15 protein-coding genes and 2 tRNA genes are annotated in these 21528 nt (G+C 55.9%); 11 read left to right on the top strand and 6 right to left on the bottom strand.

Features of this window, described 5'->3' with window-relative positions; translation table 11 throughout:
• Positions 1-3: 3 nt before the first annotated feature.
• Positions 4-210, bottom strand: coding sequence for a hypothetical protein (locus KUV22_RS08485; RefSeq protein ID WP_222230123.1), 207 nt, complete (start codon positions 208-210; stop codon positions 4-6).
• Here KUV22_RS08485 and KUV22_RS08490 point away from each other — a divergent pair.
• The 10 genes from KUV22_RS08490 to KUV22_RS08535 all read left to right on the top strand — a co-directional run bounded on the left by KUV22_RS08490 (position 174) and on the right by KUV22_RS08535 (position 10857).
• A tRNA-Met gene (locus tag KUV22_RS08490) sits at positions 174-250 on the top strand. The two genes, KUV22_RS08485 and KUV22_RS08490, sit on opposite strands and share 37 nt — an antisense overlap.
• 56 nt (positions 251-306) lie before the next feature.
• A tRNA-Met gene (locus KUV22_RS08495) sits at positions 307-383 on the top strand.
• A 259-nt stretch (positions 384-642) separates the two neighbouring features.
• Complete coding sequence (gene rimP / locus KUV22_RS08500) at positions 643-1113, top strand: ribosome maturation factor RimP (RefSeq protein ID WP_222230125.1); 471 nt, start codon at positions 643-645, stop codon at positions 1111-1113.
• A 153-nt stretch (positions 1114-1266) separates the two neighbouring features.
• Positions 1267-2769 (top strand): transcription termination factor NusA, encoded by a 1503-nt coding sequence (gene nusA / locus KUV22_RS08505; RefSeq protein ID WP_222230127.1) that lies wholly within the window; start codon positions 1267-1269, stop codon positions 2767-2769.
• Positions 2770-2915: 146 nt separating this feature from the next.
• Positions 2916-5747 carry a translation initiation factor IF-2 gene (gene infB, locus KUV22_RS08510; RefSeq protein WP_222230129.1) on the top strand — a complete coding sequence of 944 codons (2832 nt, stop codon included), beginning with the start codon at positions 2916-2918 and terminating at the stop codon, positions 5745-5747.
• Positions 5748-5832: 85 nt separating this feature from the next.
• Positions 5833-6231 carry a 30S ribosome-binding factor RbfA gene (gene rbfA / locus KUV22_RS08515; RefSeq protein ID WP_077401119.1) on the top strand — a complete coding sequence of 133 codons (399 nt, stop codon included), beginning with the start codon at positions 5833-5835 and terminating at the stop codon, positions 6229-6231.
• A complete protein-coding gene (gene truB / locus KUV22_RS08520) occupies positions 6231-7181 on the top strand; it encodes a tRNA pseudouridine(55) synthase TruB (protein WP_222230130.1) in 951 nt (316 codons plus the stop codon). The genes rbfA and truB overlap by 1 nt, the downstream gene beginning before the upstream one ends.
• A gap of 111 nt (positions 7182-7292) precedes the next feature.
• Positions 7293-7562, top strand: a complete 270-nt coding sequence (gene rpsO, locus KUV22_RS08525; RefSeq protein WP_066966910.1) for a 30S ribosomal protein S15 — start codon at positions 7293-7295, stop codon at positions 7560-7562.
• 242 nt (positions 7563-7804) lie between these two features.
• Entirely contained in the window at positions 7805-9922 is a 2118-nt protein-coding gene (gene pnp / locus KUV22_RS08530; protein ID WP_222230132.1) for a polyribonucleotide nucleotidyltransferase, read from the top strand.
• Positions 9923-10032: 110 nt separating this feature from the next.
• The gene (locus KUV22_RS08535; protein ID WP_222230134.1) at positions 10033-10857 is read left to right on the top strand and encodes a sulfite exporter TauE/SafE family protein; all 825 of its coding nucleotides are present in this window, start codon (positions 10033-10035) and stop codon (positions 10855-10857) included.
• Positions 10858-10949: 92 nt separating this feature from the next.
• Here the strand turns inward: KUV22_RS08535 and KUV22_RS08540 are convergent, their stop codons facing one another.
• Positions 10950-12485, bottom strand: a complete 1536-nt coding sequence (locus KUV22_RS08540) for a peptide MFS transporter (protein ID WP_222230136.1) — start codon at positions 12483-12485, stop codon at positions 10950-10952.
• Positions 12486-12685: 200 nt separating this feature from the next.
• Between KUV22_RS08540 and KUV22_RS08545 the strand changes: the two genes are divergently transcribed.
• The gene (locus tag KUV22_RS08545) at positions 12686-13861 is read left to right on the top strand and encodes a tetratricopeptide repeat protein (RefSeq protein ID WP_261319277.1); all 1176 of its coding nucleotides are present in this window, start codon (positions 12686-12688) and stop codon (positions 13859-13861) included.
• Positions 13862-13928: 67 nt separating this feature from the next.
• Here KUV22_RS08545 and KUV22_RS08550 read toward each other — a convergent pair whose 3' ends face one another.
• From KUV22_RS08550 to KUV22_RS08565, 4 genes are all read right to left on the bottom strand, one after another.
• Positions 13929-16631 carry a TonB-dependent receptor plug domain-containing protein gene (locus KUV22_RS08550; protein WP_222230140.1) on the bottom strand — a complete coding sequence of 901 codons (2703 nt, stop codon included), beginning with the start codon at positions 16629-16631 and terminating at the stop codon, positions 13929-13931.
• A gap of 525 nt (positions 16632-17156) precedes the next feature.
• Positions 17157-17741: a MarC family protein gene (locus KUV22_RS08555; protein ID WP_010133659.1), complete on the bottom strand. Its 585-nt coding sequence runs from the start codon at positions 17739-17741 to the stop codon at positions 17157-17159.
• A gap of 80 nt (positions 17742-17821) precedes the next feature.
• Positions 17822-20659: a TonB-dependent receptor plug domain-containing protein gene (locus KUV22_RS08560; protein WP_222230142.1), complete on the bottom strand. Its 2838-nt coding sequence runs from the start codon at positions 20657-20659 to the stop codon at positions 17822-17824.
• A 321-nt stretch (positions 20660-20980) separates the two neighbouring features.
• Positions 20981-21454, bottom strand: a complete 474-nt coding sequence (locus tag KUV22_RS08565; RefSeq protein ID WP_390625249.1) for a hypothetical protein — start codon at positions 21452-21454, stop codon at positions 20981-20983.
• Positions 21455-21528: the final 74 nt, after the last annotated feature.

Below are 21528 nucleotides of genomic sequence, written 5' to 3' on the forward strand. Positions count from 1 at the left end.
TATCTATGATGTATCGCGCAGCTGGTTCGCGTCCCGTGACTGACGGGAGTAATTTAATGCCAGAAGTGACTTGACTCCCAGTGGGTCGATCAATAGAATGCGCAGCCTCTGAGCGGTTGGGGTCACCCACCGCAGGAAGTCGAGACTTACCAGGTCGACTTCCGGGTCGTTGGTGCGGGGTGGAGCAGCCTGGTAGCTCGTCGGGCTCATAACCCGAAGGTCGTAGGTTCAAATCCTGCCCCCGCTACCAAATTTCCATTTATACTTCTTGAGGTTTAAGTGGTCGCCTAGCCCCAGAGTTGTTGTTGCGGGGTGGAGCAGCCTGGTAGCTCGTCGGGCTCATAACCCGAAGGTCGTAGGTTCAAATCCTGCCCCCGCTACCAAATTCTTGTAGTTACATGAATATTATGTGACTACGCAGTTGAAGCCCCTATTAGGGGCTTTTTCGTATCTGCGGCAAACGGGAATTTCCCGGTTTGCCATCCGAATGGGCCGGGAGTCGGCGCCGCGGTTTCTCATTCGGGCCGTGGGGTTAGCTCCGCTGCCCATTTTTTGTTTTTTGCGGTCGGCACAAGCGATCGCGCATCCGCCCCTCCGGGCAGTCGCACTGCGATTGGCGCGGGCCGGGGCCAAAGTGGTGATATGGCAAGCAAGCGCGAACTTTTGGAAGAGCTTCTGGCTCCGGTGGTTGAATCACTGGATTGCGAACTGTGGGGGATTGATTACCAGACCCACGGTCGCAACGCCCTGCTGCGAATTTATATCGACGCCGAGCGCGGTATCTCCGTGGACGACTGTGAAAAGGTCAGTCGCCAGGTCAGCGCGGTGATGGATGTAGAAGATCCCATCACCAGCAAGTACACCCTGGAAGTGTCCTCCCCCGGGATGGATCGCCCGCTGTACAAGCTGGAACAGTACCAGCGTTATATCGGTGCCCAGGTTGAATTGCGCCTGCGTATGCCACTGGACGGGCAGCGCAAATGGCGCGGTCTGTTGGCCGGTGTCGAGGGTGACGAGATCGTCCTGCGTATCGATAGCGAAAATGAATATTTGCTGCCCATCGACAGTATCGAGAAGGCAAACATCATTCCGCAATTTGATGACAGCAAATAAGCAGTAACAGAGTTTCAGGCCTGAATTTTGGGCCAGTGTCCGGTTTTCGGGCCAACAATAAAGGGCAATGCGGAAGTAGTGGGTGGGACACAGGTAACGGTTCCACCAAAGCATTGAATAGTCAGCACGTAGCGTTTTTGAAGAGGCAGCTGCATGAACAAAGAAATCTTGCTGGTAGCCGAAGCGGTTTCCAACGAGAAAGGCGTTGACCGGGATATTATTTTCCAGGCAATCGAAGTGGCCCTTGCGACGGCCACCAAGAAGCGCTACGACGAAGATTCCACTATCGAGGTGATCATCGATCGCCAGAGTGGTGACTATGAAACCTTCCGCAGCTGGGAAGTTGTCGACGACGACACTCTGGCGGAGCTGGGTACCCAGTTCACCCTGGAAGAAGCCCATGAAAAAGATCCCGAACTGAAAGCGGGCGACGTGTTCCGCGAGCAGGTGGAAAACGTAGGCTTCGGTCGTATCGCAGCACAAACTGCCAAGCAGGTTATCGTACAGAAGGTCCGAGAAGCCGAACGCGCCAAGATCGTCGATGAGTATCGCGATCGCGTTGGCGAAATGGTGAGCGGTACCGTAAAGAAAGTGACCCGCGACTTTATCGCGGTGGACTTGGGCAGCAATGCCGAAGCGCGCCTGCCGCGCGATCAGCTGGTTGGTCGTGAAATTTTCCGCCTCGGCGATCGTGTACGCGCCATCCTGCTGGAAATCCAACCGGAAGCCCGCGGCCCGCAGCTGATGCTGAGCCGTTCCTGCCCGCAGATGCTGATCGAGCTGTTCCGTATCGAAGTGCCGGAAATCTCCGAGCAAGTGATCGAAATCCGCGGCGCCGCTCGCGATCCGGGCCTGCGCGCCAAGATTGCGGTGAACACCAATGACGGTCGTATCGACCCGGTTGGTGCCTGTGTGGGTATGCGCGGTGCGCGTGTTCAGGCGGTTTCCAACGAATTGTCTGGTGAGCGTGTGGATATCGTCCTGTGGGATGAAAACCCGGCCCAGTTCGTGATTAACGCCATGGCACCTGCCGAAATCGAGTCCATCGTGGTCGACGAAGATGCGGGCTCCATGGACGTAGCGGTAGCGGAAGAAAACCTGGCCATGGCCATTGGCCGCAGCGGTCAGAACGTGCGTCTGGCTTCCGAGCTGACCGAGTGGCAGATCAACGTGATGGGCGTTGACGAGTGGCAGGCCAAGCAGGAAGCGGAATCTGGCAGCATCATGGAAACCTTCATGGAGCGTCTGGACATCGACGAAGATGTTGCCGGCGTTCTGGTTGAAGAAGGTTTCACCTCCCTCGAGGAAGTGGCCTACGTACCCATCGAGGAAATGCTCGACATCGAAGGCTTTGACGAAGAGATCGCCGAAGAATTGCGCGCCCGCGCCAAAGATGCCCTGCTGACCCAGGCACTGGCTTCCGAAGAGGAGCTGGAAGCGTCCGAGCCGCAGGAAGATCTGTTGAACATGGAAGGTATGGACCGTCAGCTGGCGTTCCAGCTTGCCAGCCGCGGTGTTGCTTCTATGGAAGACCTGGCAGAGCAGGCGGTTGACGACCTGCTGGAAATTGAAGGCATGGACCAGGAACGTGCCGCAGCCCTGATTATGAAAGCACGCGAGCCGTGGTTCGCCGACGACAGTGATCAAGAGGCTTAATGCCCAAGTGCCGGGTGTGAGCCCGGCCCAGCGCGCCACTAAGTTGGCGGCGCGCACGCCCCGAATAGCCTGCCCGGCAGGCCAAGGGCGGAGCGGAAAGATGAATTGATACCGCGCCGCCGCAATGCGAATTTTTAGGAGAGAGAATGGCCGAAGTAACAGTTAGCGAACTCGCCAAATCGGTTGGTGCCACCGAGGAGCGTCTGCTTAAGCAGATGCACGAAGCGGGTTTGCCCCACACTTCCGCAGATGCGAAGGTATCTGCAGAAGAGAAGCAGGTCCTGCTCAATTTCCTGAAAAGCAGCCACGGCAGCAGTAAAGGGGAAGAGGACGCCGCACCTCGCAAGATTACCCTCAAGCGTAAAACGACCACCACGCTGAAAACCGGCTCTGGCACCGGCCGCAAGACCGTGAATGTGGAAGTTCGCAAAAAACGCACCTACGTGAAGCGCGCAGAGTCCGACGCAGAACAGCCGCAGGAAGAAGTGGATACTTCCGCACTGAAGAAGGCGGAAGAGGAACTGGCTGCAGCGGAGAAGGCCGCAGCCGAGCGTGCTCAGGCTGAGAAGGAAGCTGCTGAAGCTGAAGCCCGCGCTAAAGCGGAAGCCGAAGCTCAAGCGAAAGAACAGGCTGAAAAAGAAGCCGCCGAGGCTGCCAAAGCGGAAGCTGAGGCCAAGGCTGAAGAGGCCGCCAAAGCCGAGAAGCCTGCAGCAGAGGCCAAATCCGAAGCCAAGCCTGCGCCGAAAGCCAAGCCTGCACCTGCGCCCGTTCGCTCCAGCTATGTGGACGATATTGAAGCCATGCGTATTGCCGCCATGGAGCGCCGCAAGAAAGAAGCGGAACGCGAAGCGGCAGAGCTGGAAGAGAAAAAGGCGCGCGTAGAAGCCGAGCGCAAGCGCGTTGAAGAAGAGCAGAAAGAGCGCGCCGAAAAGGCCAAGCAGAAAACCGCCGCGGATACCTCTGGTGGCGTCAAGCCATCCCTGCGTCGCAAGCAGGAAGCTGCCGTTGATAACAGCAGCACTGAAGACGATGAGCCGCGCAAACGTCGCAGCAGCCGTCGCGGTAAGTCCGGCCCGAAAAAATCCAGCAAAACCTCCCTGTACGATGCCGCATTGGAAGCATTTGACGGGGATGACGACGGCAAACGCGGTACCCGCTCATTGTCCCGTCCTACGCTGAAAGTGAAGAACACACACGGCTTCAAAAAGCCGACAGGAAAGCAAGTGTACGAAGTACAACTGGGCGAGACGATTACCGTTGGTGAACTCGCCAAGCAGTTGAATGTTAAGGCTGGTGAGCTGATCAAACGCCTGATGAAGATGGGCGAAATGGTCACCATCAACCAGAGCCTGGATCGCGATACCGCGACCCTGATTGTCGAAGAAATGGGCCACAAAGTGGTGCTGCTCTCCGAGAACGCTCTGGAAGAAGCGCTGGTTGCTGAATCTCAGCAGGAAGGCGGCGAAGACGTGAGCCGTGCCCCGGTTGTGACCGTAATGGGTCACGTTGACCACGGTAAAACCTCTCTGCTCGACTACATCCGTGAAACCAAGGTGGCGTCCGGTGAAGCCGGTGGTATTACCCAGCACATCGGTGCTTACCGGGTGAAGACCAGCCAGGGCGAGATTGCCTTCCTGGATACACCGGGACACGCCGCGTTTACCGCCATGCGTGCGCGTGGTGCTCAGGCGACCGACGTGGTTATCCTGGTTGTGGCCGCGGACGACGGTGTAATGCCGCAAACCGAAGAGGCCATCGCCCACGCCAAGGCTGCCGGTGTACCGCTGGTTGTGGCGATCAACAAATGTGATAAAGAAGCGGCTGACCCGGATCGTGTAAAGAACGAGCTGGCAGCGAAAGACGTGATTCCTGAAGACTGGGGCGGCGACACCCAGTTCATCGAAGTATCTGCCCACACTGGGCAGGGTATTGATGAGCTGCTGGAAGCAGTATCCCTGCAGTCCGAGATGCTGGAATTGAACGCCAAGGTCGGTGTACCGGCCACCGGTGTTGTGATCGAAGCGCGCCTGGAAAAAGGTCGCGGTGTGGTTGCCACCCTGCTGGTACAGAACGGCGAATTGCAGCGCGGTAATATCGTGTTGGCCGGTCAGAGCTACGGCCGCGTGCGTGCGATGACCAACGAACTGGGTAAATCCGTGAAAGAAGCGGGCCCATCCACACCGGTAGAGCTGCTGGGTCTGGATAGCACCCCGAATGCTGGTGACGAGTTCATGGTTGTGGCGGACGAGCGTAAAGCCCGTGAAGTTGCTGAACAGCGCGCCGACAAAGAGCGTACCGAGCGTATGCAACGTCAGCAGGCTGCCAAGCTGGAAAACATGTTCGCCAACATGGAAGCCGGTGAGAAGAAAGTACTGCCGGTTGTGGTTAAGGCCGACGTGCGCGGTTCCCTGGAAGCGATCCTGGCCGCACTGGCGGATATCGGTAACGAAGAAGTATCCGTTAACGTGGTATCCAGCGGTGTAGGTGGTATTGCAGAAAACGATATCAACCTGGCGCTGACCTCTGGCGCGATCGTCATCGGTTTTAACACCCGTGCCGACGCCGCTGCTCGCAAGCTGGCAGAAACCGAAAGTGTTGAAGTACGTTACTACAGCGTGATCTACAACCTGCTGGACGAAGTGAAGCAGGCCCTGTCTGGCATGCTGGACCCGGAAGAGCGCGAAGAAATCGTCGGTATCGCCGAAGTGCGCGACGTATTCCGCTCCCCGAAACTTGGTGCGATTGCCGGTTGTATGGTTACCGAGGGTACCGTGTACCGCAATAAGCCGATCCGTGTACTGCGTGACAACGTTGTGATCTACCAGGGCGACCTGGAATCCCTGCGTCGTTTCAAAGATGACGTGCAGGAAGTCCGCAACGGTATGGAATGTGGTATCGGCGTTAAAGACTACAATGACGTCAAGCCTGGCGATCAGATCGAAGTCTTCGACATCGTAAAAATTGCCCGCGAACTGTAACGTTCTCTTTCGCCGGCAGTTGGGCCACCGCGGTTTTACCGCGGGGCCTGGCTGTCGGCGAAATGCCATTTTTAATAGGTAAACAATGGCCAAAGAATTTCATCGAGCCGACCGGGTTGCCGACGCCATGCGTCGTGAGCTGGCACGGCTGATTCAGCACGAAGTACGCGACCCGCGTGTTGGCATGGTCAATGTCAACGACGTGGAAGTGAGCCGCGATCTCACCACTGCCAAAGTATTTGTCACTTTGGTGGGCGAAGATGATCGCAGCAAGATCGATATTTCCATGGATGCGCTGAACAAGGCCGCCGGCTTCCTGCGCAGCCAGCTCGCCAAGGAAATCCAGATCCGTACCATTCCCCGTCTGCAATTCCGCTACGACGAAACCTCTGTGCGTGGCCAGCACTTGTCGGCGCTGATCGACAAGGCGGTGAAGTCCGACCAGAAAAAGTCTGACGACGAACCGGAAGAACAGAACGACTGATGGGCCGCAGACCAAAATGGGGCCGGCAGGTAAATGGTGTGCTGTTGCTGAACAAGCCCACCGGTATTTCTGCCAACGACGCCCTGCAACGAGCCAAGCGCCTGTTTTTTGCCAATCGCGCCGGCCATACCGGCGCGCTGGACCCGCTGGCGACCGGCGTGCTTCCGGTATGCTTCGGTGAGGCAACCAAGTTTTCCCAGTACCTACTGGATGCCGACAAGCGCTATCGCAGTACCTTCTGCCTCGGCATGACCACCGAAACCGGTGATGCGGATGGCAATGTGGTGGCCACCAGCGATGCCTCGGCGATCACCGAGCAGCAGGTGCACGATGCCATGGCGGATTTCCGCGGCACCATCAGCCAGGTGCCATCCATGTATTCCGCGCTGAAGCACAATGGCCAGCCGCTGTACAAGCTCGCGCGTCAGGGCATTGAAGTAGAGCGCGAAGCGCGCCAGGTGGAGATCTTCTCTTACGAGCTGCTGAACTTTATCCCGGCCGTAGACTCCCCGGACAAGCTGCCCAGGGCAGAAGTTGAGGTGCACTGTTCCAAGGGCACCTATGTGCGCAGTCTCGCGGAAGATCTGGGTAAGGCGCTGGGTGTAGGGGCTTTTGTGGAAAAACTGCACCGCATTGCCGCAGGTCCCTACCATGAAGACGACTCGGTCACCTTGGATGAGCTGACCGAAGAGCGTGGGGAAGACCGCGCTGAAGTGCTCGATCACCACCTGTTGTCAGCTGATTCTCCCGCCTCTGGGCTGCCCAAGATGATCCTCGCGGATGACACGGGTTACTATCTGCGTCAGGGGCAGCCGGTTATGGATCTGCAGGTCTATCGCTTGGGCGATGAAGGTGATATGGTGCGCCTCTTCCTGGAAAGTGGTGAATTTCTGGGCGTTGGAGAGATTACTGATGACGGGCGGGTTGCTCCCCGCCGGTTGGTAAAATAACCCGCAGGAGCCGGTTTTCCGGCGAATTCGGGGGATAAGCGACTAGCTGGTCTGTAAACATGCACGGGCCAGCCGAATTTTCAAAGCATGTTACGAACGAGGTAATTCGTTATGGCACTGTCTGCAAACGAAAAAGCAGCCATCCTGAAAGAGCACGGCCAGTCTGAAGGTGATACCGGTTCTCCGGAAGTTCAGGTAGCCCTGCTGACTGCCAACATCAACAAGCTTCAGGGTCACTTTGCTTCTCACAAGCAAGACCACCACTCCCGTCGTGGTCTGATCCGCATGGTAAACCAGCGTCGTAAGCTGCTGGACTACCTGAAGCGCAAGGATCTGAACCGTTACGCTCAGCTGATCGCCAAGCTCGGCCTGCGTCGCTAAGACCCTGACAATGCCCGCCTCTGGCGGGCATTGTTCTTTTTAGTTCTTGTATAAATGCTGCTTTATACGCATTGCGGTGCAGGAACGAGTGAATATAAGAATTTCGGGGAGTCGGTTAAGCAGTTCCCCGGGATTGCCGGCATAAGTTACAGGCCGGCAACCATCGTCCGTTTGTTTGCGGGCGAACACTGTAGGGGCTGTTGGAATGGGCCAGCAGCCGTAAGGAAACAGGAAAGAAACTAGTGAATCCAGTAACCAAAACATTCCAGTACGGAAAAGATCAAGTCACCATTGAGACTGGCCGAGTTGCACGCCAGGCCACCGGCGCAGCGCTGGTCACCATCGGTGAAACCGTTGTTCTGTGTACCGTTGTAGGCGCCAAAGAAGCCAGACCAGATCAGGGCTTCTTCCCGCTGTCCGTACACTATGTAGAAAAAGCCTACGCGGCCGGCAAGATTCCCGGTGGCTTTTTCAAGCGTGAAGGCCGTCCGTCTGAGAAAGAAACTCTGACCTCCCGCCTGATCGACCGTCCGATCCGTCCGCTGTTCCCGAATGGCTTCATGAACGAAGTACAGGTGATGATCACTGTACTGTCCGCCGAGAAAGACGTAGATCCGGATATCGCCGGCATGATCGGCACCTCTGCTGCCCTGTCTGTTTCCGGTATTCCTTTCGCGGGCCCGATTGGTGCTGCCCGTGTTGGTTACACCGAGAAAGACGGTTACATCCTGAACCCTGGCTATGCCGCTCTGAAAGAGTCTGAGCTGGACATGGTTGTTGCCGGTACCAAAGACGCAGTACTGATGGTTGAGTCCGAAGCTGCGGAGCTGCCGGAAGACATCATGCTGGGTGCGGTACTGTACGCCCACCAGGAAATGCAGGCAGTTGTTAAAGTCTGTGAAGAACTGAAAGCCGAAGCGGGCAAGCCCACCTGGGATTGGCAGGCGGAAGCGGTTAACGAAGAACTGAAGTCTGCGCTGGAAGCACAGTTCGGTGAGAAAGTAGCAGAAGCCTACAAAATCACCGACAAGCAAGCGCGTACTACCCGTCTGGGCGAGCTGCGTAACGAAGCGGCTGAAGCTCTGGCGACTGAAGAGCTGGATGAAGGCACCGTTAAGAGCTACTTCGGCAAGCTGGAGAAGAAGACCGTACGTGGAGCTGTGGTACGTGGTGAGCCGCGTATCGACGGCCGCGACACCAAAACTGTACGCCCGATCTCCGTAGAAGTTGGCGTTCTGCCGAAGAGCCACGGTTCCTCGCTGTTCACCCGCGGTGAAACCCAGGCGCTGGTGGTTTCTACTCTGGGTGCGACCCGCGATGCACAGATCATCGACGCCCTGGAAGGCGAGCGTAAAGATTACTTCATGCTGCACTACAACTTCCCTCCCTACTCTGTAGGTGAAGCGGGTCGTGTTGGTGCTACTAGCCGTCGTGAAATTGGCCACGGCCGTCTGGCTCGCCGCGGTATCGCTGCGGTACTGCCGAACCCGGAAGAGTTCCCTTACACCCTGCGTGTGGTATCCGAGATCACCGAATCCAACGGTTCCAGCTCCATGGCATCTGTGTGTGGTTCCAGCCTGGCCCTGATGGACGCGGGTGTTCCGCTGAAGGCACCGGTTGCCGGTATCGCCATGGGCCTGGTGAAGGAAGACGAAGGCTTTGCCGTTCTGACCGATATCCTGGGTGACGAAGACCACCTCGGCGACATGGACTTCAAAGTAGCCGGTACCGCTTCTGGTGTGACCGCGCTGCAGATGGACATCAAGATCGAAGGCATTACCGAGGAGATCATGGAGACCGCACTGGAGCAAGCTCTGCACGCGCGTCTGCACATCCTCGCGGAAATGAACAAGGTCATCGGTGCTTCCCGCGAAGTGGTTAACGAAAACGCTCCGCGTTACGCCACCCTGAAGATCCATCCGGACAAGATCCGCGACGTGATTGGCAAAGGCGGTGCGACCATTCGCTCCATCACCGAAGATACTGGTGCAACCATCGACATCGAAGACGATGGTACCGTGAAGGTATTCGGTGAAGACGGCGAGAGCCTGGAAGCGGCGGTAACCCGCATCGAGGAAATCACCGCGGAAGCCGAAATCGGCGCGATCTACGAAGGTAAGGTTGTGCGCATCGTGGACTTCGGCGCGTTTGTTAACTTCCTGCCGGGTAAAGACGGTCTGGTACACATTTCCCAGATCGCGGAAGAGCGCGTAAATGCGGTTACCGATTACCTGAGCGAAGGCCAGATGGTGAAGGTCAAGGTACTGGACGTAGACCAGCGCGGCCGCATCAAACTGTCCATCAAGGAAGCCAAAGCCGATGAAGCCGAGCAGGCGGATGAGGCGACTGGCGAGGAGTAATCCCGCTGGTTTCCGGGCCCGCTTGCGGGCCGACAAAAACGGTGGCTATATGCCACCGTTTTTTTTGCATTTTTTTTGATGACCTTTCAATAAGGGACCGGGGGCACGCAGTGGAAGTTTTGTTGATTTACTTGCTGGTGGGGATGGGGGCGGGCACCATCGCCGGCCTGTTTGGTGTCGGTGGGGGCCTGATCATCGTGCCGGCACTGGTGTTGGTATTTGCCGCTCAGGGCATCGCACCAGAGATTCTCACCCATATGGCGGTGGGGACCTCTCTCGCCACCATCATCATCACTTCCATCAGCTCCATTCGCACCCACCATCTCAAAGGGGCGGTGGACTGGGCCATTGTGGCGGCCATGGCGCCGGGTATCTTGATTGGCTCCTGGATTGGCGGCATGACCGCCGATTGGCTGAGCGGCGCCTGGCTGCAGCTGCTGATTGGTATTTTTGCCGTTGGTATCGCACTCAAGATGTGGCGCGACGGCCTGCGCAAGGCGCAGCTCGTCAGCGACGGCAGCCGTGTACCGGGCAGGGTGGGGCTCTCGTTTGCCGGTGGCTTTATCGGTTGGGTCTCGGCGATTTTTGGTATTGGCGGAGGTTCTCTGACGGTGCCATTCCTTAGCCGCTGCCATGTGGTCATTCAGCGCGCGGTGGCGACGTCCGCTGCCTGCGGCCTGCCTATTGCCGTCGCCGGTGCGCTCAGTTTCGTAGTGCAGGGCTGGAACAATCCACAGCTACCGGAGTGGAGTAGCGGCTATATCTACTGGCCCGCGTTTCTCGGCATTGTGCTCGCCAGTACCTGGTTTGCCCGCCTCGGCGCGCTGCTCGCGCACAAGCTTTCACCCCAGTTGTTGAAAAACTGCTTTGCCGGCTTGTTGTTCCTGATCGGAGCGCGCTTTATTTGGTTGAACTATGGGGTGGTTCTCGGTTGATCTAGCTCTCGCCTGTGTCGAAAACAGTGCACATAAAAAAAGGCCGCTGCGGTTACCCGCAGCGGCCTTTTTATTAGGTTGTAATCGAGCGATTACACGGTCTTGGCAGTAGCTTCGGCCGGCTCAACAGGCTCGATATGGTCGCCACCCTGGGATTCCCAGGACTTGGACTTGAGGCTGATCAGCGCGATCACGGCACCGATACCAATGCTGAAGATGGCGATCTGCAGGTACAGGTTCGGCAGCTCGGAAACATTGTTCGGGTCGAAGTTACCAGCCAGCAGACCAGCGATGATGTTGCCGATGGAGTAGGTGAGTACGAACACACCCATCATCTGGCCAGCGAAGCGGCGCGGAGACAGCTTGCTCACTGCACTCAGTGCAACCGGACTCAGGCACAGCTCACCCACGGTGTGCAGGAAGTAAGTGGTTACCAGCCACATCGGCGCCACTTTCAGGCCTGCAGCGGCCTGCTGGGCAGCGAAGAACATGACGATGAAGCCGGTGGCCATGATGATCAGACCAACCGCACATTTCATGCCGTAGGACGGCGAGATCATGCGCTTGCCCAGGTTAATCCACAGCGCTGCGAAGAACGGCGACAGGATGATGATGAACATTGGGTTCACGTTCTGGAACCAGGATGCCGGGATCTCGAAAGAGCCGATCATGCGGTCGGTGAAGTCGCGGCCGAACAGGTTCAGGGAGGAACCCGCCTGCTCAAAACCAGACCAGAAACACGCGGAAGCCACACACACCAGGAACAGTGCCCACATACGCTTCTTCTCGGACGGGCTCAGCTGGCCGGCAAAGTAGATATAGGCGTAGTAGATAAAGAAGATCAGGGTGAAGGCAACGGCCACATACTTGGCCACGGAAACCGGATCAAACACGATCACCCCGCTCATGGTCAGCGCAGTGATTACCACAACGGCAGCCACAACCGCCCAGATGGTGCCCCAGGCCTTCTTGGCGCCGGCTTCGGTCATCGGGTGTTCCGGCTTCAGGCTGGCGTCGCCCAGGTTGCCGATGGTCTTGCGGTACTGGACCAGGCCGATCGCCATGCCCACGGCAGCGGCGCCGAAGCCCCAATGCCAACCCACTTTCTCACCGAAGTAGCCACAGATCATGTAGCCCAGTACGGAACCGATGTTGATACCCATGTAGTAGAGGGCATAGCCACTGTCGCGACGCACGTCGTCGTCGGCGTAGAGGTGGCCAACCAGGGCGCTGATATTTGGCTTCAGCAGACCGGTACCGGTGGCAACCAGAATCAGGCCGATAAAGAAGGTATTCTCACTGGGAATGGCCAGCACGATATGGCCGCACATAATGATGATACCGCCGTACCAGACGGTACGCTGGCCACCGAGCAGGCGGTCGGCAATCCAGCCACCTGGGAGGCCCAGGAAGTACACGGCACCGGTATACAGGCCGTAGATTGCGGTTGCAGCGGCAACGGTGAAGGCAAGGCCTTCCTGCTGCAGGCTGGCGGTCATGAACAGGACCAGCAGGGCCCGCATGCCGTAGTAACTCATCCGTTCCCACATCTCGGTAAAGAAGAGGGTGGAGAGCCCTTTGGGATGACCAAAGAAGCCATCGCTGTTGTGTTGTAGTTGTGACGACATATCAGCGTTTCCGATTGTTATAACGTTATAAGTTAATCCCCTGCGAGTGTAACAGCGGTGCCGGAAACTGGCGAATGGTTACAGCTGAAACAGGAAATGAACCTGCGAAAGGTATTCCTACACGACAAGAATTGTGGAAAATCAGAGATTCAGAAAACGATATGGGGAGAATAACCATGAAAACCCCGGAATATTCTGGAATGACAGGCAAAAATCGGTCACTGCTGGCTGCTTGGCGGAACAAGATCTGGTTTGCGGTTCTGGCGCTGCTGCTGAGTGGCTGCACCAGTGTCCCGGACGAGGTACACCAGCCAATCGATACCCATTGGTTGTTATCCGGCCAGTCCCTGTTTGCAGAACCTGTGCGCCTCTCGGAGCTACCGGAGGACGATATCCTGGGCCTGGCACCAGAGATGCGGGCTTACCTCGCGGAAATTGCACCGGACTCGGGCCCCCAGCACCGCCTGCAAATGCTGCTGAAGGGATTTGAGCGCCGCGATTACACGGTGCAATACCATGCGGACAAGACCCTCACCGCCAGCGAAACTTATTCCCGGCAGGTGGGCAACTGCATGGCGTTCACCGTGCTGATGGTAGCCATGGCCCGGGAACTCGGTGCTAATGCCTATTTCAATCAGGTGGAAGTGCCTCCGGTGTGGGGGCACGAGGAAGCTCAGACCTTTGTGGTGTACCGCCATATCAACATGGTGAGCCAGAGCCCGCGCGGACGGCGCGTGGTCGATTTCAACCTGCAGGCTTATGACCCTGTCTACGATCAGCGCAAGATTTCCGATACCGAGGCATTCGCCCAGTACTACAGCAACCGTGGTCTTGAGTTGATGCAGCAAGGTGAGATGCGCGATGCCTTCCGCTATCTGCGCAAGTCCCTGGAGTTGAGACCGCATCATGCGGATCTCTGGGCAAATCTCGGTGCTTTTTACAGCCGCAATCAGGAATTTGGTGCGGCCGAGGAAAGTTACAAGCGCGCACTGCAGTTAAAGGGCGATCACGCCATTGCGATGAGCAACCTGGAGCGCCTGCATCGCAAGCAGCAACAGTTTGAACTAGCCGATTACTACGCGAAACGGGCCCGCTACCATCGCGAGCGTAATCCGTATTATCTGTATTACCAGGCGCGGGCTGCGTATGAAGAGGGCGACTATAAGAGTGCGAAGAGCCAGCTGCGGCGCGCTATCTGGCGATACGAGGACGATCACAGGTTTCACTTTTTGATGGGGCTCACGCGCTTTCGCCTGGGTGAGCTCGATGACTCTCGCGTGCACTTTTCAGAAGCCTTTTCCTTGGCGGATAACCCTGGAACACAAAGGGCCTACAACAGAAAGCTGAATTATCTACTCAGCGACCGGAAAGAATAAAAAAAGGGGATGCCAGTGGCATCCCCTTTTTCGTTCGACACAATGTCTACAACATTAAACGCGCGACTTAGAACTGGTAAGAAGCACCAGCCCAGAAGTAGCGACCCTGGAAGTCGTAGAAGCTGTTCCAGTCGTTGTAGCCGGAGGTGTCTTCCGGTGCCTTGTCGGCCACGTTGTCGATACCGGCAGACAGACGCGTGCCTTCATTGATATCCCAGCCTGCACGCAGGTTCAGGTAAGTCATGGACTTAACCGGCTTGTACGGGCTGTAGCCATCGTCGAAGTACTGCATTTCCGCACCCATATCCCAGTCGTTGCCGTACCAGGTGGCGCTGGCCAGACCGCGCCATTTCACGTACAGGCCACCGGTAGTGCCTACATACTCGAGGTAGTCGGACTCGGTACCGGACTGCTCGTTGTACTCGTTGTACTCCAGCAGACGGGAAGCCTGAGCGCGCAGGCCCAGACGGCCGGCATCGAAGTGCAGGTTGTGTACGATGTCGACGTCTACGCCGCGGGTGTCAACCTGGCCGATGTTCATCTTCGCACCTTCCAGCGCAACGATCTGATCGCCAGCACCACGGGTAACAAATTGACACGCGCTTGCGATGCCATCGCGGAAGCAGTCATCCAGGATGCGCTGCAGATCCGGCGAGGTAATCGCGTCCTCGATGCTGATGTCGTAGTAGTCCAGGGTGATGGACAGATCATCTACGAAGCTTGGGGTCCACACGATACCTGCGGTGAAGGTTTTCGCTTCTTCAGGGGTCAGTTCTTCGTTACCACCGATGTTGGTGGGAACCTGGTTACCGGCTTGGGTGAAGCCTGCACCGACCATGCCACAGTTTTCACCCTGGCCGTCGGTGTTGGACGAGCTGGTGTCACACGGATCGATCAGGTACTCGTAGCTCTGCGCAGAACCGCTGAACAGTTCATAGATACCCGGTGCACGGAACGAAGTGGAGTAGCTGGTGCGGAAGCGCACATCTTCAACCGGCGCGTAAACCAGACCGACTTTGCCGGTGCTCTGGCCGCCAAAGGTGCTGAAGTCGGAGTAGCGCACCGCCACGTCAGCAGTCAGCTCTTCTGCGAATTTCGCACCCTGCAGGATCGGCAGATTGAATTCCGCAAATACCTCGGTAACGTCGTATTCTCCGCCGGTGGCGTCTTGTTGGTTACCAAAGGTCTCGCCGCTCTGGGTTTCCGGAGACGGGTTGAACTCACCGGATTCCTCGCGGTATTCCACACCCGCTGCAAAGCCCAGTGCACCGCCCTGGAATTCGATAGCATCGATATCGCCGGACAGGGACGCACCTGCATTCAGCAGCTCGTAGGAGTTGCTTTCACGGTCGTCGTAGCGGAAGTAATCCATGATTTCGGGGCTCATGCCACCAGCGAAATCAAAATCGAGGCCCGCTTCACCGCTGAAGATTTCATCCAGCTTGGTTTTGTTGTAGGAGTTCAGGGTGACGTTGTTACCTTCGTTTTTGCCGTAGCTTACGAAGGTGTCCCAGCTCCAACCGTTGGAGAAATCACCGCTCAGGCCAGTGGCGAGACGGTAGGTGTCGGTGGTCTGCTCGTAAGAGCGGGTGCCGCCGTCAACCGGACGAATACGGAAATCCGAGAAACCATCAACCCAGTCGGTGCCGTGGGCGGCAACCGGAGCAGTCGGCTCCAGGCCTTCCGGGCTGCCCTGCGCTTCCCACTCCGCTACTGCAGCGTTATACGCAGCCAGCTCGATCTGATAGGCATCGTCGGCTTGTTGCCAGGCATCCTGCAGCTGAGATTTGATGGCTTCAGGCAGGTGCGTTTCCGGATTCAGGTTAAAACCATTACCGGCATACATCGGCTGTGCGGCCAGCTGCTGGTTGGTGGTTTTGGTTGTGAAGCTTGCTTCACCCCACAGCTCAACGCTGTTGGTGATGGAGTACTTACCAGATGCGGTCGCGGAGGAGCGCTCCATGGCGCCAGACAGCCACATGTGCTGGCCAATGTCGTAGCCCGCGTAATCGCCCAGGGTTACACCGTCTTCCTGGATACTGAAGGCGCCGTAGCGAGTAAAGATATTGCCGTTCGGGCCCATGGAGCTGGTCAGGCCAGCCCAGTCGCGGTCGTTGTAAGTGATTTCGTCGCGCTGGCTGTGGCTGATGTTCGCGATGAAACTGCCGCGATCGCCTTCGCTACCGAAAGTGAAGGAGATGTCTCCGTTCTCACCACCGCCTTCGGAAGTTGCACCGGCGCGGGCATTGATACGCAGACCTTCAAAGGAATCTTTCATGACCACGTTGATCACGCCGGCAACGGCGTCGGAGCCGTAAACCGCGGACGCACCGTCGGTCAGCACTTCGATTCGATCGATCATCTCAACGGGGATGTTGTTCATGTCCACCGCAGAGCTCACGCCGGAAGCGGAGGATACGAAGCGACGACCGTTCACGAGCACCAAAGTGCGCGCGGAACCGAGGTTACGCAGGTCAACAAATGCCAGGCCCTGGCCACCGTTGTTGTCGTTTGCGTTGATACCGGTGGTACCCATGGACGGCAGCTGGTTCAGCAGTTCGTCAATGGTGCCAACACCGGAGCGGCTGATCGCCTCGGAATCTACGATGGTAATTGGGCCGGTGGTCGACAGTGGGTCACGCGCAATGCGGGAACCGGTAACGATCACTTCCTCAACGGCTGGGCCGGGGACGTTTTCCTGAGCGGAAACGCCTGCGGCAGCGATACTGCTGAAGGCCGCAATAGCGATACTCAACTTGGTCTTGATCATAGATGTGTCCTTTATGTTTTCAGAGGCACTTTTATCTGGTTGCTCTATATCGAGTGCGAGCTGACTTTAAAGGACAAAAATATTTTATGGAACTAACGTGACATTAGTGTATCTACGGTAATTAAGCTGTTTTGTTTGTTATATGTCCGCCTTGTTTAAAAAGTATCCCCCCTAGAAGTGTGTCTATCCTGATTTATTGGTCTTGATTGTTAGGGTTTATTAAATTTTTATAGAAATTAGGATGGAATGGGCTATCGGCTAATTCGAGTTGATTCGTTCAAATAATGGTCAGCGCCTGGGGTTGTATGATTTTTGGCCCATTTCCAGTCTTATGGGGCCTCGCTGGGGTTAAATTCTGTAGGATTTAGGCTGCGCAGTTGCAACCACTGGCAGGTGAACTTTTCGCGATGTGTATTCGGAATTGCGTTCGGTTATTGCTCTAGGAACAGTAGAAGCTGTAATGAGTAGGGTGGACTTACGGAGCGAGCAACCGGGCGCGATACCCGCGCCCAGAATTCAGTTGGATCAATTGAGGCTCTGTTTGATACCGTCGAGGAACAGCTGAACGGCGAGCATTACCAAGACCATCCCCATCAATCTTTCCACGGCAATCAGTCCCCGATTTCCCAACAGTTTCGCTAGAGGCGATGACGCTAACAGAATAACTGCCGATACACCCCAGGCGCCAAGTAGGGCGAGCGTCCAGTTCCAGAGTTGCTCTCCTTCACTATTTGTCATCAGCATCAAAATAGCCATGGTGGAAGGGCCGGCGACCAGGGGCACCGCCAGCGGTACAAAGAATGGCTCTCCTTCCAGTCGCTCCCCCATAATGCCGCCCTCAATCGGAAACACCATACGTATAGCAATCAGGAAAAGGATGATCGCGCCTGCGATACGGATGGCTTCTTGAGATAAACCGAGCCACGCAAGTACAAAACGGCCCGCATATAGGAACACCAGTAAAACGATCAGCGCGAAAATCAGCTCACGCATAATGACGTAAAGCTGGCGCTTTGGCGGCACATTTTTTAGTGCTGCGAGAAAGACTGGGATGTTGCCCAGTGGATCCATGACAAATAGAAGGGTAAGGAATGCGGTTAGAGTGTCCATAAAGGTTTTCAGTTGAAGTTGCTACGCAAATAAAAAAAGGGGCCCCTAAGGGCCCCTTTAATATACGCTTTTCTTCGGTATTAGAACTTAATGCTAGCACCGGTGAAGAAGCGACGGCCGATTACATCGTACATGCCCGGCTCGGTGTTGGCATTGAACGCACTATGGAAGCGCGGAGCATCTTCGTCGGTCACATTGTTGATACCGAAGGAGAAGTCAATATTTTGCCAAGTATAGGTGCCGATAAGGTCATGATAGACAATGCTTTCAGCAACAGCGTCATCGGTTACTGAGGCAGGGCGCAGTGCATCGGTAGTTTCATCGATGTAGCGCATATCCCAGTCCAAAGTCCAGTTGTCGCCGTAAACACCTACGGTGGTGTTCATGCGCCATTCTGGGAATACCGCAAAGCCGTTAGCCGTTCCAACCAATTCGCGGGTGCCTGCAAGCGGGTAGGCGCGCTCGTAGGTGTCCATCAGAGTACCCATCCAGCTTACAGAGTAGCCTTGCACAGGGCCAACACTTAGGTCGCCTTGGTATTGGGCTGCAAAGTCAAAGCCGCTGGTGGTAAGGGTGCCGAGGTTACCGAAGGACGCGTAGGCATCACCAGGGTAGGGGGCGGTACCATAGGCGGTCAGGTATGGATTGCCCTGCTCTGTACCATCACTGCCGTACAGTACAGTACAGGCCTGATGAGAGAGATCGACAGAGTTCATACATGCAAACATCAAATCGTTGATGTCTTCGGAGCCGATCACGTTTTCGATCTCAATGCTCCAGTAGTCAACACTGAGGGACAAACCGTCTACGAAGTTCGGGGTGTAAACGAAGCCTACGTTGAAGGATTCAGATTCTTCTGCTTCGAGAGGCTCGCTAGGAGCGGAAGTTTCGTAGTAAGACTGCCATGCAAAGCCCAGTTCACCTGCGTCACTAGTGTCGATGCCCAGAGCCTGACAGTTGTCGTAAATGGTCTGGGAAATGTCACCAGATGCCAGTCGACGATCACCAAACTCACACAAAGGCTCAACAATCGGGAAGCCACCAGCATCACCCTGATTTAGCTCAGAAATGTTCGGAGCGCGGAAACCTGTGGCGAAGCCAGCGCGAACACGCAAATCTTCCAGAGGCTGATAATCAGCACCAATTTTATAGGTGGTGGATTCACCGGCAGAGGTGTTGTAATCCGAATGGCGGACAGACGCATTCAAGCTCAGGTTGTCCAGAACCGGGAGCAGTGTTTCTGCGAACACTTCGTGGACAGAGAATCCGCCCTCGAGTGGGTCACCAGCACCGCCAGTGGTAAGGCCCTCGGAAACAAATTCGTCAGGTATATACTGGCCTTTTTCGTTGCGATTCTCGAATCCTACGGCCCAACCTGCAGTGCCGCCAGCCATCTCGAACAGGTCGCCACTAAACGCCAAAGAGGTCACTTCCATACGGGACTTATAGAAGTCTTTCAGGGAGTTGGCACTCAGGTAGGCCATCTGCTCAGGAGTAATGCTACCGAATTCGCCGAACGGGTTCAGTACGCCCGCATCAGCACATGCGCTATCCGCAGCACAAGCTTCGGGATCAACAATGATGGCCCAGCGATCGAAACGGCCATAGTTGGTAGTTTCGTCGAAAGTCTGGTTTTCAGAGAAGGTGTAGCTGAAGTCCCAGTCAACTTTATCCGCGATGTTGCCTTTGAAGCCCGCAACCATGCGGTAGGAATCCGCAACCTGGGTGAACAGACGACCGCCGGACTCTTGGAAGCGACGGTTTACGCGTACACCAATGTCTGAGATGCCCAGATCGTTCATGTCATCAGCGGTGCCAAGGATACCGTCTTCACCTGCGGCGTTTACACCGAAGGGGTTGTACGGGTTGCTGGCAGGAACCCAGTCATTCCACTGAGCACCGTTGTTTGGAGTTTCAACAGTCGAGCTTACAGCGAAAGATGCATCAGGCGCCAGGCGCTGGTGGGATGTACGGCGAGTGTAGATAGCTTCTACATAGCCTTCTACATCATCAGAGATTTCAATATTGCCAAGTACACCAAATTGCCAACGCTCGTTCGGGGTGATCAGGGCGTTTACCGGAGCATAGTTGTACACATCACCAGAGGCGAATTCGCGTGCCATACCGATCGAGGAGTCATAAATGTAGTTACCCTCACCCGGCACACGAATTTTCCGGCTGTTTGAAGAGCCTGAGCCCTGAGCCTCAAAAGAGCCGTCTTCCTGAAGGATCGGGTACAGGGCTTCAGTAGCCCATGGGCGTTCCGCCTGAACCATTTCTTCCTGTACGGAGTAACCGAGGGACATCATCATGTTGCCGCGGTCACCATTAATGCCTGCCAGCATGGAGAAGCCGCTGTTCTCGGCTTGTCCGTCTTCTGTACCCGCGCCCAGGTTGGCGTTGACTTCGAAACCTTCGAAATCATCTTTCAGGATAAAGTTAACAACGCCGGCAAGTGCGTCGGAGCCGTAAATGGTAGACGCGCCATCTTTCAAGACTTCGACGCGCTCAATCATGGCTTCAGGTACGTTGTTGATGTCAACAGCGCCGTCACCGGTTGCGTCGCCAGCCATGCGGCGGCCATTAACCAGCACCAGGGTACGGTTGAAACCCAGGCCACGCATGTCGATCTTTTTCTGACCAGTGGCGCTGCCGTTGTTGGTAGAGGTACCCATTTGGTAACCGGTAAATGCCGGGTCTTCTTTCAGGAATTCGTCAACACTGGCGAGGCCAGCTTTGCTCAATTCCTCAGTACCATAAGAGTTAATTGGGCTGGAAGAGCTGAAGTCGTCGCGAGCAATGCGCGAACCAGTAACAACAACCTCTTCAACCATGGTTGCATCTTCCTGCGCGAAGGCCGGCAGGGCTGGAACCATGATCGTAGCGGCAACCGCTACGGAAAGAAGGTTCTTTTTCATTGTAAATCCTCTCTTGATCGTTGGATTTATGTTTGTTTGCCAGATTTGGCGTGTGCGGAAACAACTACCCCCAAGTGGTCATTTCCTTCCCAACATGTATTTAACGGACGGGGTATAAGTTCCCTCAAAAAAAATATAAAAATTTTGAAAGTATCGTTATGGCAGGTTAGACAGGTGTCTAGTGGCGGGTAGTAAGTATGAAATTCTGGTGAGAGCCTGTGGGATGAATAGCGCCCGGATGAAGGAGGAGCTTTTAGTCGAGGTACAGATACAAAAATGGCGGCCCAAGAGCCGCCTTAAAGAGATGAAAACACCTAGAACCTAGAAGTTAAAGCAAACACCAATGTGGCCACTGCGGCCAATCGGGTTGTAGACCGCGGCGTTGGTGTCAGCACCGGTTACGTTACCTGGCACACCAGACAGGATGATCGGCGCTTCTTCGTCGAGGAGGTTGTTCACCCCGATGTTTGCGCTGATGTTATTGGTGAATTGGCAGGACGCGAACAGGTCGTGGCTCACATGCTCCCCGACTGAGCAGTCAAAATCCGTGCTGCTCAGATCTGGAGACGCATCGCTCAGGTAGGAAGTTTCCAGTTGAACGATCAAGCGGTCCATGGCGTAGTTGACGGTTGCCAGCCACTGGTGCTCGAAGAAGCCCACTTCACCTACCTGCTCATCTTCGTCGCCATACATGGTCAGGGTGTAATCCATGACGTGGCCGTAGTTCAGGCCAACGGGCAGCTGGCCCGGGCCCACATCTATGCCCCACTGCGCCTGGAGGTCAATACCGTCCATTTTAAGAGTGCCTTCATTTTGGGAGGAACGATGATCACGGCGTCAGTAAGGCTCAGGGCGCCTTTCACAGCTGC

Source organism: Microbulbifer agarilyticus (genome assembly GCF_019800665.1).
Taxonomy (GTDB): Bacteria; Pseudomonadota; Gammaproteobacteria; order Pseudomonadales; family Cellvibrionaceae; genus Microbulbifer; species Microbulbifer agarilyticus_C.